General features: G+C 44.1%; 16 protein-coding genes. 13 read left to right on the forward strand and 3 right to left on the reverse strand.

Translation table 11 applies throughout. The features are described from left to right. Nucleotides 1-9 precede the first annotated feature (9 nt). The 4 genes from ACMXI2_RS02320 to ACMXI2_RS02335 all read left to right on the forward strand — a co-directional run bounded on the left by ACMXI2_RS02320 (nucleotide 10) and on the right by ACMXI2_RS02335 (nucleotide 3575). The gene (locus tag ACMXI2_RS02320) at nucleotides 10-1239 is read left to right on the forward strand and encodes an MFS transporter (protein ID WP_483780113.1); all 1230 of its coding nucleotides are present in this window, start codon (nucleotides 10-12) and stop codon (nucleotides 1237-1239) included. Nucleotides 1240-1241: 2 nt separating this feature from the next. Continuing rightward, on the forward strand, nucleotides 1242-2414 hold the full coding sequence (locus ACMXI2_RS02325; protein WP_483780114.1) for a sialidase family protein: 1173 nt from the start codon (nucleotides 1242-1244) through the stop codon (nucleotides 2412-2414). Nucleotides 2415-2536: 122 nt separating this feature from the next. Next, complete coding sequence (locus ACMXI2_RS02330) at nucleotides 2537-2965, forward strand: SRPBCC family protein (protein WP_483780115.1); 429 nt, start codon at nucleotides 2537-2539, stop codon at nucleotides 2963-2965. 112 nt (nucleotides 2966-3077) lie between these two features. Beyond that, nucleotides 3078-3575 (forward strand): anthrone oxygenase family protein, encoded by a 498-nt coding sequence (locus tag ACMXI2_RS02335; RefSeq protein WP_483780116.1) that lies wholly within the window; start codon nucleotides 3078-3080, stop codon nucleotides 3573-3575. A 373-nt stretch (nucleotides 3576-3948) separates the two neighbouring features. Here ACMXI2_RS02335 and ACMXI2_RS02340 read toward each other — a convergent pair whose 3' ends face one another. Continuing rightward, nucleotides 3949-4143 (reverse strand): hypothetical protein, encoded by a 195-nt coding sequence (locus ACMXI2_RS02340; RefSeq protein ID WP_483780117.1) that lies wholly within the window; start codon nucleotides 4141-4143, stop codon nucleotides 3949-3951. 67 nt (nucleotides 4144-4210) lie between these two features. Here ACMXI2_RS02340 and ACMXI2_RS02345 point away from each other — a divergent pair, with 67 nt between their 5' ends. Further along, on the forward strand, nucleotides 4211-4819 hold the full coding sequence (locus ACMXI2_RS02345) for a TetR/AcrR family transcriptional regulator (protein WP_483780118.1): 609 nt from the start codon (nucleotides 4211-4213) through the stop codon (nucleotides 4817-4819). A 17-nt stretch (nucleotides 4820-4836) separates the two neighbouring features. Here ACMXI2_RS02345 and ACMXI2_RS02350 read toward each other — a convergent pair whose 3' ends face one another. Next, complete coding sequence (locus ACMXI2_RS02350; protein WP_483780119.1) at nucleotides 4837-5622, reverse strand: alpha/beta fold hydrolase; 786 nt, start codon at nucleotides 5620-5622, stop codon at nucleotides 4837-4839. A gap of 274 nt (nucleotides 5623-5896) precedes the next feature. Between ACMXI2_RS02350 and ACMXI2_RS02355 the strand changes: the two genes are divergently transcribed. The 4 genes from ACMXI2_RS02355 to ACMXI2_RS02370 all read left to right on the forward strand — a co-directional run bounded on the left by ACMXI2_RS02355 (nucleotide 5897) and on the right by ACMXI2_RS02370 (nucleotide 8424). Beyond that, entirely contained in the window at nucleotides 5897-6556 is a 660-nt protein-coding gene (locus ACMXI2_RS02355) for a suppressor of fused domain protein (RefSeq protein ID WP_483780120.1), read from the forward strand. A 60-nt stretch (nucleotides 6557-6616) separates the two neighbouring features. Beyond that, nucleotides 6617-7309, forward strand: coding sequence for a helix-turn-helix transcriptional regulator (locus ACMXI2_RS02360; protein ID WP_483780121.1), 693 nt, complete (start codon nucleotides 6617-6619; stop codon nucleotides 7307-7309). Between the two features lie 71 nt (nucleotides 7310-7380). Then, nucleotides 7381-7884, forward strand: a complete 504-nt coding sequence (locus ACMXI2_RS02365; protein WP_483780122.1) for a DinB family protein — start codon at nucleotides 7381-7383, stop codon at nucleotides 7882-7884. Nucleotides 7885-8085: 201 nt separating this feature from the next. After that, nucleotides 8086-8424: a hypothetical protein gene (locus tag ACMXI2_RS02370; RefSeq protein WP_483780123.1), complete on the forward strand. Its 339-nt coding sequence runs from the start codon at nucleotides 8086-8088 to the stop codon at nucleotides 8422-8424. 15 nt (nucleotides 8425-8439) lie between these two features. Here the strand turns inward: ACMXI2_RS02370 and ACMXI2_RS02375 are convergent, their stop codons facing one another. Further along, entirely contained in the window at nucleotides 8440-9321 is an 882-nt protein-coding gene (locus ACMXI2_RS02375) for a helix-turn-helix domain-containing protein (RefSeq protein ID WP_483780124.1), read from the reverse strand. Nucleotides 9322-9586: 265 nt separating this feature from the next. On the opposite strand from ACMXI2_RS02375, the gene ACMXI2_RS02380 reads away from it, so the two are divergent. From ACMXI2_RS02380 to ACMXI2_RS02395, 4 genes are read left to right on the forward strand one after another with little or no spacing between them, the layout of a single operon-like run. After that, nucleotides 9587-11236: an alpha-L-fucosidase gene (locus tag ACMXI2_RS02380; protein WP_483780125.1), complete on the forward strand. Its 1650-nt coding sequence runs from the start codon at nucleotides 9587-9589 to the stop codon at nucleotides 11234-11236. Between the two features lie 44 nt (nucleotides 11237-11280). Continuing rightward, nucleotides 11281-12549 carry an L-fucose:H+ symporter permease gene (gene fucP, locus ACMXI2_RS02385; RefSeq protein ID WP_483780126.1) on the forward strand — a complete coding sequence of 423 codons (1269 nt, stop codon included), beginning with the start codon at nucleotides 11281-11283 and terminating at the stop codon, nucleotides 12547-12549. 17 nt (nucleotides 12550-12566) lie between these two features. Beyond that, nucleotides 12567-13583, forward strand: coding sequence for an aldo/keto reductase (locus tag ACMXI2_RS02390; protein ID WP_483780127.1), 1017 nt, complete (start codon nucleotides 12567-12569; stop codon nucleotides 13581-13583). A gap of 15 nt (nucleotides 13584-13598) precedes the next feature. Then, a complete protein-coding gene (locus ACMXI2_RS02395) occupies nucleotides 13599-13934 on the forward strand; it encodes an L-rhamnose mutarotase (RefSeq protein WP_483780128.1) in 336 nt (111 codons plus the stop codon). Nucleotides 13935-13965 lie beyond the last annotated feature (31 nt).

Raw genomic sequence — 13965 nt, forward strand, 5'->3', positions numbered from 1 at the left:
CTGTGTATCATGTCCAATAAAGGAAGTTATCGCTGGGTAGTAGTAGGGTTGCTATGGGTAGTAGCATTGCTGAACTACATGGACAGGCAGATGCTGTCGACCATGAAACCCGCCATGCAGGTGGATATCGCGGCTTTGCAATCGGCCGCCAATTTTGGCTACCTGATGGCCATTTTCCTGTGGATCTATGGATTTATGAGTCCGTTGTCGGGCATCATTGCGGATAGGCTTAACCGGAAATGGCTGATTGTGGGAAGCCTGTTTGTATGGTCGGGGGTAACGTTTGCAATGGGTTATGCCACTACTTTTCAGCAGTTGTATTGGTTACGCGCCCTGATGGGCATTAGCGAGGCATTGTATATACCGGCGGGGCTGTCGCTCATTGCAGATTTCCATTCCTCTGCCACCCGGTCGCTGGCCGTGGGCATTCATATGACCGGGCTTTACATGGGACAGGCGCTTGGTGGCTTTGGCGCTACTATTGCCGCCAGGTTTTCCTGGCATGCTACCTTTCATGCCTTTGGTATTATTGGCATTATATACTCGCTGATACTGATCGTATGTTTGCGGGAAGCCGTGAAAGAAACCCCGGGTGCGGTGAAGGAGCGACCGCCTTTCGGGAAAGGGTTGGGGTTACTGATGACGAATATTTCTTTCTGGATCCTCCTGTTTTATTTTGCTATTCCGAGTTTCCCTGGCTGGGGAATAAAAAACTGGCTGCCGACCTTATTTTCTGAAAGTTTACAGATAGATATGTCGGCCGCAGGCCCTTTATCTACCATTACTATCGCGGCCTCCTCTTTCCTCGGCGTAATTTTCGGAGGCATATTATCTGATAAATGGGTACAACGAAATAACAGGGGGAGAATTTATACCAGCGCCATTGGCTTATCGCTTACCATCCCGGCATTGCTGCTGATAGGACTGGGACACAGCCTGGCGCATGTAATGGGAGCGGCCATCCTGTTTGGGGTTGGCTTTGGTATGTTTGATGGCAACAACATGCCTATTCTCTGCCAGTTTGTGCCATCGGGTTCACGGGCTACCGCCTATGGGATCCTGAATATGTCCGGCGTATTTGCCGGCGCCTTTATCACCGATCTGCTGGGACGCTCCACGGATGCGGGCAACCTCGGACAAAGCTTTGCTATGCTGGCAGGGATCGTATTGGTAGCAATTATCATTCAACTATGCTTTTTACGTCCGCAAACAAATGATATTGACCTGATAAATAAATAATGATGATTAAAAAGATAATGGCTGTGCTGCTGATGATGTGCTTCGGCACTGCGTATGCACAACAAAAAGAAGTACCTGTTTTTATTTCAGGAACGGATGGTTACAAAACATTCCGTATCCCCGCAATTATTGCATTGCCCGATGGGGACCTGCTGGCCTTTGCAGAAGGCCGGGTAAACGGCATGGATGATTTCGGAGATATTGATATGGTGATGAAACGCAGTAAGGATAAAGGCAAAACCTGGTCGCCCATGCAGGTAGTGGCCGGCGCCGATAACCTGCAGCTCTCCAACCCCGCGCCGGTGGTAGACCTTACCGATCCGGCCTATCCACAGGGGAGGATCTTTCTTTTTTACAACACCGGTACGCACCGGGAAGGGGATATCATTAAAGGCAAAGGGATAAAACATTGCTATTACATCACCTCTGCGGATGGTGGCCGCACCTGGGCCACGCCGGTAGATATTACCCTGCAGGTGCACCGGCCGAAACAACCGGATACTGACCCGGCGTTTAATTTTGCGGAAGACTGGCGCTATTACGCCAACACCCCTGGCCATGTGATGCAGTTTCCCGAAGGCATTTTTAAAGGAAGAATTTTTATTGCTGCCAATCACACCGCGGGTAAAGCATTGCCCGGCGCGCGGCATTATGTGGCGCATGGTTACTATACGGATGATCATGGTAAAACATTTCATTTAGGCAACAGTATTAACCTGCCCGGCAGCAATGAATCGATAGCGGCTCCGCTTTCCGGCAATAAGCTGATGATGAACAGCCGTAACCAGGCAAAAGATGTGAAGGTGCGGATCGTATCTATCAGCAGCGATGGCGGCGCCACCTGGGATACTACTTATTTTGATCACCAGCTGGTAGACGCCGTATGCCAGGGTAGCATCCTGAATGTAGGTACTTCTAAAGGGAAAAATATACTCGCCTTTTGCAATGCTGCCGATTCGCTGGAAAGGGATAACCTCACGCTCCGTATCAGCCTTGATGATGGCCGCACCTGGAAAAAAAGCTATGTAATATATAAAGGGGATGGCTCAAAGAAAGCTGGTTATGGTTATGCGGCCTATTCCGATATTGTGCAGCTGGCCCGGAAGAAAATAGGCGTGCTGTATGAAAAGGATCATTATTCTTCCATTGTATTTACAGTAGTAAACTGGAAATAAACCGGTATTGCGGAGGTTGTCGCAAACAGGATGCTATTTTGTCGTATTTAGCCATGCCGGGAATAAAATAGTCGCGCTATGTTTGCATTAACAATAACGATTAACATTTAAATCTTAAAAAAATGCAAACAGCTAATAAGACTAGAATCACAGTAAGCGCAACTATTAACGCACCAGTTGCAAAAGTATGGGCTACCTGGAGTTCGCCTGAGCATATTGTTAAATGGAACACGGCCTCTGACGATTGGCATACTCCAAAAGCAGAAAATGACCTGCGTCCGGGCGGTAAGTTTGAAACACGTATGGAAGCCAAAGATGGCAGCTTCGGTTTTGATTTCGGCGGCGTATACAACGACGTGGTGGAACACGAACTCATTACCTACACAATGGGAGATGGCAGAACCGTAAAGGTGACTTTTTCTGCAACAGGTAACACTACCGCTGTTACAGAAACTTTTGACGCAGAGGATACCCACAGCATTGAAATGCAACAAGGCGGCTGGCAGGCTATCCTGGATAATTTTAAAAAATATACAGAAGCCTTAGCTTAATAGACGGTAAGCCTGAGGGAAAATCAGCTGGTAAATCTGTTATAGTTTATATGAGTGGGATGTTATATTTTCATGTAAGATCTATTGTCCGCATCATTTAAAATTTTAGCACATGGGACTTACTTTCCTGCAGATTTTACTGGGAATTACGGCTGTCTCCACTGCATTAATGGGAGGACTTTTCTACGCCTATTCCTGTTCGGTAAACCCGGGGCTGGGCCGCTTATCTGATATGGGTTATCTGTCTGCCATGCAATCTATCAACCGGGCTATTCTCAATCCTGTATTTTTCTCTTCTTTTCTGGGTTCCCTGGCTTTGTTGCCTGTTTGTACCTGGGTGTATTTCAGTTATTCCGTGTCGCCTGGAAGCTGGTGTGTATTGGGAGCTACCTTTGTTTATTTTACAGGTGTTTTTGGGGTGACGATGGTAGGCAATGTTCCGCTCAATAATGCATTGGATAAAGCGGATCTTGCGGCTGCTTCTGCGGGACAGCTGGTGCAGCACCGGGCGGCGTTTGAGCAACGGTGGAACCGGTTGAATACCGTGCGGACAGTGGCGGCTGTTGTTACCGTGGCGCTGATGGTGGCGGGATGTATTGGATTTAAATGATGGTGCCAGGCATGCAATGTACGCCCGTTTCCCATGCACGTAATAATAGAAGAACCCTCCTCCAAAGTAAGCTGCCACATCACAGATATCGCCGGTATAGTCAGCAGAAAACCGTGGCATTACCCATTCAAAAACCACCGACATATATAGCGCGATGAACAGGAGATAAGAGAGGGGATAGGTATAATGTTTGTCGCGGACAATACAGCTGCGCGTAAAAGTAAGCGCAACATGTGCCATAGCAGGCACTGCAATGAAGTCGGTGAGATATCCGTTGACCAGCGGAACCGGCTGTTGTATATGCCTGAAGAAGTGGATGATACCCCATAGCCCGCAGTAGATAATGAACAACGGATCAGATAAACCTCTCATCTTACAATACAAACAGGATGGCGCCTCCGAGTAGTAGCGTAATAAGTAATGCCATTACTGCGAATAGGTAAAACGCACTGTCTTTCAGTAATTTTACGGATGTGGTATCCGTAGGCTTAACCGGGATAATGCTGCTTCTTAGTCTTTGCAGAAGAGGTTTATCGTCTTCCTGCTGATCATACGATTCGTTATTCATATCACCTGTATTTAGAACAAATGTACTAATTATTATTATTTTTAGAACAATTGTTCTAAATTTGGATATGGATACGAGGACAAATATTCTCAAAACGGCGCTGGAGCTTTATAACAGTCAGGGCGTAAATACAATTACCAGCAGGCATATTGCGGCGAAAATGGGGATCAGCCCGGGAAATCTTCATTATCATTTCAGGCAGACAGATGAAATCATAAAAGCACTTTATGAACGCCTGGCTGCTGACTTTGATGCCCTGGTTTCGGAACTGGAGTCAATTCATCCCGTAAGCCTGGATACGCTGCGGGATTTCTCCGTCCGCTCGCTGGAACTGGCATATAAATACCGTTTTATATTTTTACATTTTGTGGAGATAAGCCTGCGTGTGCCGGCTATCAGAAAAAACTATTATGCGCTTACACAACGCCGGGCAAAGGAGTTCTTTGTTATTTTCGGGCAGCTGAAAGAAGAGGGAATTTTCCGGACCGATCTGCCGGAAAGTATCTGGGAAGCGTTGGTGACGCAGATATTTATTATGGGTGACTTCTGGCTGTCAAATAATGAATTAACCGGGAGGCTGAAAGGAAGTAATGCTATAAAACATTACAGCGAAATTTTTTCCGGTATGTTTTATCCTTATCTCACCCCCACGGCGCAGGCACGTATGGCGGAGTAAATGTGTTCTCCGCCATGTTATTCTTTCAAAAATGCTGTAATCATCGCTGTTACCAAAACGGGTATTTTGCTTTGCTTGTCGGGCGCACAAATTTCCCCGATATAATCGCCGTGGCCGCCCGGCAGGATGGCCAGTTGTGCATGTGGCAAAGTACGCGCCAGTAATAGCGCATGTTCCGGCAGGATCACCTCTGCATAGCCATTTACCACCAACGCCGGCGCCTGGATACCTTTTATTTTTTCCGTGCTGATATCTTTAAAATTCCCCATCCTCGCCACATCCCGGTGAAACATCGCTTCAAGTCCTTTGGGATCGGGATTGGCTTCCAGGTACGCTTCCTTTAGCTGCGTCGGCATATTGTCCATAGTCGCATTTTTGAATCCATCAAAGAAGCCGGGAGGCGTGCCATCGCGCCTGTAAAGCGTAGAGGCCAGTACCAGTTTATTTACCAGCTCCGGATGCCGTATGGCGATTTGCAGAGCAGTAGTGCCTCCATTGCTGAAGCCCATAAAGTTGGCTTTGGCAATATGCAGCTGCCCGAGAAGCGCAGCCACATCATCCGCATCCTGCTCAAAGCTCAATGGGCGGTCGATATCAGGAGTATGACCATGCGCCTGCAGTTCTACAGCAATCACCTGCTGTGTTTTCGCCAGCTCCGGAAGGATAGCGCCATAGTTGGACTTAATAGTGGAACCTCCGCCGTGGAGCAGTACCAGCGGGGCGCCGCTGCCGTGGATCTCATAATACATCTTTAAGCCATTCACTATTGCATAATGGCCTGTTTGTTTTTGTTGTGCATTCATCTGCAAATGTGTTACAAATAATAAAAGTATAATAATGGAGGCGCGTTGCATACGATGTTTATATTTTGATATTGTAAACCTACATCAAAACGGGGGATACGGATGGGTGCAAAAACGCCAATTTGCAGGGCAATTCCGACAATAAAACCAGCATGTCCGGAGGTTCCCTGGTTGAGTAGCCTGCTTTGCCGCACATGCGCCTGGTGATGGATATGGCTTTTTTCACAACTTGGCTTATATTAGGGTCGTTTATTTTTATTAACCTACTATTCTTATGACACCAGAAGAGTATAAACAAAGATTCCGGGAAGATGATGCCGTTGGATGGCTTTCAATAGATAGCGCCCTGGAAACGGTTTATGGTAAAACTGAACCACGCCATTATGGCCCGCTCTGCGGCATCCATTTTATGGCCGGAGGTACTGATCCGATAGACGGCGCCAGCATTTATGATTCCAGCAAACATGAGTACCACAGGCATATTATCAGTTATGGCATGTCGGAGCTTTACTACGATCAGGAAAAGGCCGGTGGAGAGTTCAGCAAATGGGGTTTTGAATTTACCTTCAGATTGAAACCATTTGCGGAAGATAAAGATGATCCGCTGTGGACAGTTCATGTAATGAACAATCTTGCACGATATGTATTTAACAGCGGGAAATGGTTTGAGGAAAATCATTTTATACCTGCCAAAGGTCCCATACGGCTCGATACCCAGACGGAAATAACCGCTTTTGTACTGGCGCTTGACCCCGAACTGGGCAGAATAGAAACACCACATGGCGAAGTGTCTTTCCTGCAATTGGTAGGAATAACAAATGCTGAACTGGAAAGGTTAATGCGGAATCCTACTACTACTGAAGTGGCTACACTGATTAATGAATTACGAAAAGATAATCCCCTGTTGATAACAGATCTGAACAGGAAATCTTGATAAGATGTGGGAGTTATTGTCTCATCAAAAACAAAAATACAATGCTGAAAAATTTCAATAATGGTCGATAATGAGACAACGCGACTTTCGCGACTGGCTGCAATTTTAATCCAACTGCAAACGAAACGGCTGTTGACAGCACCGGAAATGGCAGGCAGATTTTCGGTCAGCATCAGAACTATTTACCGGGATATTAAAGCACTGGAACAGGCAGGCGTTCCAATTCTGACGGAAGAAGGAAGAGGTTATACCTTAATGGAAGGGTATAGAATTCCACCTGTAATGTTTACGGAGAACCAGGCCAACGCCTTAATTCTTGCAGAACAATTGGTGCTGAAAAACAAAGACGCTTCTTTTATTAAAGATTATTCGGAAGCTATCGAGAAAATTAAAGCTGTATTAAGGCATAATGTAAAAGATAAAGCCAACCTCCTGACCGAACGAACACAATTTGACCAGAATATTAACAGGGAAAGAAGCAGCAACAATTTATCTGATTTACAGTTTGCCCTTACCAATTTTCATGTGACAAAAATTGAATATGCCAATGAAGCAAACAAAGTTACAAGCAGATTGGTTGAACCTTTTGCCTTACTAAGCACACAGGAAAATTGGCTATTAGTGGCATGGTGTCGCTTACGCAGTGAATTCCGGTATTTCCGGCTGGACAGGATTAAAAGGCTGGAAACCCTTGCCGAAAAGTTTGCTCCTCATAAAATGACCTTGCAGGAATACTTCGACAAATATTATTAACTCCTTCCTACCCTTGACATAGGGCTGTCATTACCCCCCTATAATTTTGCTGAAACATTAAATTAGTAATAATGAATCTGCAAAATTTAGTTACAAATTATGCCGGCTATAATTTGTCGGTAAACCAACAATTCGTGAATTGGCTGTCCCAAAAATCAGATAAACAATTACATCAGGAGACGCCGTCCAGTTTTTCCAGCATTCTCAAAACCTTAAATCACATTTGGGGAATGGAGGAATACTGGTATAGTATTATCTGCCGGAAACCAGATTTTATAAATCGTTATGGTGTAGAGGATCTCAAAAAGGAGGAAGTTTTTCAGGGGCTGATGAACAGGTCGCAAATACTGGCAGATGAGATAAAATCATTTTCAGAGCGTGATTTAGTAGAAAAAATAAAAGTGGTAAGTCCGTGGTTTGAAGCCAATCAATCCCGCTATGAATACATACAACATTTTGTGAATCATGGCACTTATCATAGGGGGCAAATAGTAACTATCGGTAGAAATATCGGAATAACTGATGCTCCCGGAACAGATTATCTCTTTTTTAATTTAATGAAAGAGCAAAAGTAAAATAGCCCTGCATTTTGCTGAATGGCCCTGCTTCCAAAGAAACGGATACCTTTTTTCTGAGTAAAACTTTTCTTAATAAGTTGCGGCGCTGGTTTATTGATAACCAGCGTAACCAACTGATTTTGGAGAAAATGATTTTCCTGTGTTAAAGCAAATAATTGATTTAATGGTTAAATTACAGGATAACCAATAAAACAGATTATGACGGTAGATGAAATTTATGCAAACATAGGACGAGGCATTTCTGGCGCCATCGAAGAAAGTAACTGGACAAATGCCAAACTGGATATAGAAGTTGTTGGAAATGGCGTTGTTGGCTACACCGGTGATTACCAGGTTGATAGTACAACCTTTAATCTGTCGGTTAAAAAAATCCCCAGGGATATTAGAAATTGGTTGAAGGAATTACACAGTATTACTACTGAGGGCGGAAAGAATAAATGGAACAGGGCCATTTTCAGATGTGAGCCCAATGGTAAATTCAGTATGGAATTTATCTGGGATCAGCAGTTACATGACCAGATCGAAGAATTAAACTAATAATAGAGCCAATATTTAAAAGCCAATCATATCCATTTGTTTTTTGTAATTCCCCGGAGACATCCCGGTGATTTTTTTAAAAATTTTAGAGAAGTAAAACACATTTTCAAAACCCGTTTGTGTGGCAATTTCGGAAAAGGTCATCTGTGTTGTTACAATCAGGTATTGGGCCCTTTCAATTTTTTTTTCGTGTATGTACTTTACCGGCCTTTCCCCGGTGTGCTGGTGAAAAAGACGCGAAAAATAATCTGTATGCAGGTTTGCTCTTTTCGCCAGGGAGGTTACTGATAAATCGCGGCTCAGGTTTAATTGAATATAGCTAATCGCATTTAGAATTTTCACCGGCACATGACCTCCGTCTTTATATTTAAATATCTCCTGTGTCAAAAAGCGGGAAACCAATTGTAAGAGAATGCCATGTGTTTCCGTAAATGTTGACATGCTTTGCAGGTTATTAAGGTCCTGATACTCTTTATAGAAGACGTTTTTCTCATATATTCTCGGATTGTCGGAACGATTGATGCCCCTGCCTGGGTTTATTTCCAGCAAACGTGCAAAATTCAATATATCAATATCAGTCGCTTTTACCTTAAGAATGGACCTGTTATTTTCGAACAGGGAAATACCATCCGATGATTCCTCAAAAAACTGGACGAAATACTGACTAAGATGGCTGGGGCATACCAGGTTACACAATGTAAAGCTTGGTATGATGTACAGAAAACCCGGCTCAAGTTTGATTTTAGCTGAAACGTCCCATATTTCTCCTTCTCCGCCGTCAATATAATATAGCCTGAAGTATGGGCTGATTACGTTTTTGTAATTCCACCGGGCGTCCAGCTTCACATGATCAACGTTCAATAACGTGAATGTATGTTTTAGCGCTCTTTTAATCATGCTGTATAATTAATTAACAATATCAGTTGAAACGTCCCGTTTGGAGGGCTGCTTCCACTTTTCAGATATTACTTTTTTTTAAGCATTACAATTTCGATACAGCAATAATACACAAATAGTCGGTTTTGTATAAAGAAAAGTCCTATTACGCCAAATGTTTGATGAGTATTTCGGAGTAAGTTTGATTTATCAATTATAAGCTGCAGATTATTCATCAAACAGCAGGTAATCCGGAGCTTATATTAGAGCTAATAAAATAAATTCCATGAAAAGAAGAACGCTGATAAAAGGCATCGCCACAGGCTTGTCATCTCTATATCTCTCCGATCTTTACGCACATAATTTGCTGGCATCTCAGCCAATTCCACGCATGGCACCAGGTCCATTTCAACCTACCTGGGATTCACTCAGGCAATACCAGGTACCAGACTGGTTTCGTGATGCAAAGTTTGGGATCTGGGCCCATTGGGGACCGCAGTGCCAGCCGGAACGCGGCGACTGGTACGCCCGCGGCATGTACCAGGAAGGCAGCGACCAGTATAAATATCACCTGGAAAAATATGGGCACCCTTCAAAATTTGGTTTTAAGGACGTAATAAACGAATGGAAGGCAGAGAACTGGAATCCGGAAGAACTGGTTGCTTTATACAAAAAAGCCGGCGCTAAATATTTTATGGCAATGGCGAATCACCACGATAATTTTGACTTGTACGACAGTAAATACCAACGCTGGAATGCTACTAAACTGGGACCCAGGAAAGATCTCATTGGTGGCTGGGCAAAAGCAGCCAAAGAACAAAACCTGCCCTTTGGTGTTTCCGTCCACGCCTCCCACGCATGGAGCTGGTATGAGGTTGCCCAGCGTTCAGATAAGAGCGGCCCCTATGCAGGGGTCCCTTATGATGGCAAACTGACTAAAGCCGATGGCAGCAATAAATGGTGGAATGGTTATGATCCGCAGCAGTTATATGCTCAAAATCATGCTTTGAGTAAGGACAGTCTTAATGATGGTAGTATGGGTGAACATTGGGACTGGGGCAACGGTGCAAGCGTACCTGACAAGGCCTATTGTGACAAATTTTTAAACCGGACCATTGAACTCATCGATAAATACGGCCCTGAACTCATTTATTTTGATGACAGTGCGCTGCCGCTTTGGCCGATAAGCGATGCAGGGTTAAAAATAGCTGCTCATTTCTATAATACCAGTATCAAAAAACACGGAAAATTGCAGGCAGCGCTGTTTGGTAAAGTATTGAATGAGCAGCAACGTAAATGCATGATCTGGGATATTGAGCGTGGACAAAGTAACCAGATAGAACCCCTGCCCTGGCAAACTGATACCTGTATCGGTGGCTGGCATTACGACCGCCGCCTGTTTGATAACAAAGGCTATAAGAGTGCCAAAACAGTGGTACATACCCTGGCCGATGTGGTAAGTAAAAATGGTAATCTCTTACTTAACGTTCCCGTTCGTGGTGATGGCACCATCGACAGTGAAGAACGTGCGGTAGTAGAACAGGTGGCGGATTGGATGAAGATCAACAGCGAAGCAATTTACAGTACACGTCCCTGGAAAACATTTGGAGAGGGGCCAGCTATACAGTCTGTAGTGGCTTTGAGCGCACAGGGTTTTAATGAGGGGAAAGGCAAACCATTTGAAGCAGGAGATATTCGTTTTACTACAAAAGGCAAAACACTTTACGCAATAGTGCTCGGATGGCCGTCAGATAAAGTTACTTTAATTAAGACGTTGGCCGCAAATAATCAGGCGGGAAACATAAGCCATGTAAGCATGCTGGGAAATGACCGGTTGAACTTTGAGCAAACATCCGAAGGGTTGAAGGTGCAGTTACCTGAACAACCACCACGGAAAGAAGCATTTGTGTTAAAAATTGAAGGAGCGATCGTATAAATGTTTTTTCGTTTGATCAGTCACCGCAAATTTTAGATTTTAATATGGCAAAGGCCCGTACACTTTTCCCGTTTATATTGATTACAAGCCTGTTCTTTTTGTGGGGTTTTGCACATAATCTTGATCCTATACTTATACCGCACTTACAGAAATCATTTACACTTACCACCGTGCAGGCTACGCTGGTTGATTCTGCAGTGTTTATCGCGTATTTTCTCATGGCTTTGCCCGCTGGGTTTATTATGAAAAAATACGGTTATAAAGCAGGGATTATAACGGGTTTGCTGGTTTTTGCGTTGGGCTCGTATTTATTTATCCCGGCTGCCAATACGCAGCAGTATGTATTTTTTCTGATAGCTTTGTTTATTATTGCCTGCGGACTCACGATCCTGGAAACAGCAGCTAATCCTTATGCCTCCTCACTTGGCGATCCTGAATCCTCTACCCAGCGGCTTAACCTTGCGCAATCATTTAATGGCCTGGCTGCCACACTTGCACCCGTGATCGGCGCACGTGTCATACTCACAAAAGGCTATACTGTAGCGCAGTTAAGTACAATGACGGAAGAAGGCCGGAAGCTGGCCCTTGCTGCTGAAGCTGCCACCGTGAAGCTGCCTTATTTTATTCTCGGAAGCGTGCTGGTATTAATAGCCATCGTTTTTGCGTTTACCCGTTTGCCGGCCATTCAAACAAATGAAGATCATGTAGCCAGTAAAAATATTTTTCACGCTTTTAAACATCGTCATTTAACCTGGAGTGTTATTGCACAATTCTTTTATGTAGGCGCCCAGGTGTGCGTGTTTAGTTTGTTTATCCTATACGCACCAAAAGCTGCGGGTATATCGGAGGTAAAGGCCGCTGATTATTTAGGGTTATGCGGACTGGCATTTTTAATTGGAAGATTTATTGGCACCTATCTGATGCAATACTACAGTTCGGCCAGGTTGCTGGCTGTATATGCAGTCATCAGCATTTTGCTTTGTGTCATCGCAATCTGGGGATATGGTATGATCACTATCTATACGGTCATCGGCATTTGCTTTTTTATGTCCATTATGTTTCCCACTATTTTTGCGCTAGGCATAAAAGATTTACGTGGCGATACCGAATTTGGAAGTAGCTTAATCATTATGTCCATTGTTGGGGGCGCCGTTTTGCCAAGAGTATTCGGTTACATAAGTGATGTAACAGGTAATATTCAATATGGTTACGCAGTACCATTGATCTGTTTTGCAGTAGTGGCCTTTTTTGGAATAAAAGGTCACCGTGTAATAGTGAAGCCTGAAAATTTACCTGTTTCAGCTATTCTTTGAAAATAAGAGACTTTTATATGGAGGAACTCACATTGCCCAAAGTAATTTTTGGCACCAGCGGGTTGGGAAATTTATATGTTGCGCAGCCGGATGAAGTGAAGAGATCTATCGTTAATGAAAGCATGAAATATTCCCCCAGGCCAGCTGTATTTGATTCCGCCGGTAAATATGGTGCCGGGCTGGCGCTGGAGTCCCTGGGGCGTTCCCTGAAGGAATTGGATATCAATCCCAGGGATGTACTGATTAGCAATAAGCTGGGTTGGTTGCGTACCGAATTAAAAACAGCCGAACCCACTTTTGAACCCGGGATATGGAAAAACCTGGAATATGATGCCATTCAAAAAATAAGCTATGATGGTATCCTGGAATGCTACGAACAGGGGAATAAACTGCTCGGTAACTATCATGCGCAGTTGGTATCTGTACATGATCCCGACGAATACCTCGCAGGATCAGATGATGAGGAGGAGAAAAAAAGGCGCTACCAGGATATCCTGGATGCTTACCGGGCATTAAATGAATTAAAACAGGCAGGCAAAGTTAAAGCTATCGGCGTTGGCGCAAAGGATTGGCGCATCATAAGGAAAATAACAGGAGACGTAAAGCTGGATTGGGTAATGATTGCCAATAGCATGACTATTCACAGCCATCCCGCGCCGTTGGTGGATTTTATGCAACAACTTTCGCATCAGGGTGTTGCAATTATAAATTCTTCCGTTTTTAATGGAGGCTTTTTAACAGGATCGGCTTATTATAATTATCAATTGACCGATCCGGAAAAGCACAAAAATTTATATCACTGGCGGCAACAGTTTTACCAGTTGTGCGAGGATTATAAAATAAGACCGGTAGAGGCATGCGTAATTTTTGGCCTGAATGCACCCGGAGTCAGCAGCATCGCTTTGAATACCACCCAGGCAGAAAGGGTTGTTCAAAATGTTGCATTGCCCAACTCAATAATCCCCGAAGGATTTTGGAAGAAAATGAAGGAACGTGGACTGATTGACCAGTTCTATGCTTCCAGCTATTTGTAAAAGTTAATTGAATCTATGAAAAGATACTGTTTAGCCCTCGATTTAAAGGATAATCCGGAGCTGATAGCAGAATATGAGTATTGGCACAAAGCAGAAAATGGTTGGCCGGAAGTACGAAAAAGCATTCTTGATGCTGGGATTGTGGAAATGCAGATCTATAGAACAGGCAATCGCTTAATGATGATCATGGAAACCAATGACCAGTATGATGAGACAGCAAAAAACGCTTCGGATGCAGCCAATCCCAAAGTACAGGAATGGGAACAGCTAATGTGGAAGTTTCAGCAACCTTTGCCCTGGGCAAAAGAGGGCGAGAAATGGCTGTTGATGGAACAGATATTTCAACTTTAAAAAATAATATATAAAGCACCTGGCGTATTAA

Source organism: Chitinophaga sp. G7 BAM 1005 (assembly GCF_057126945.1).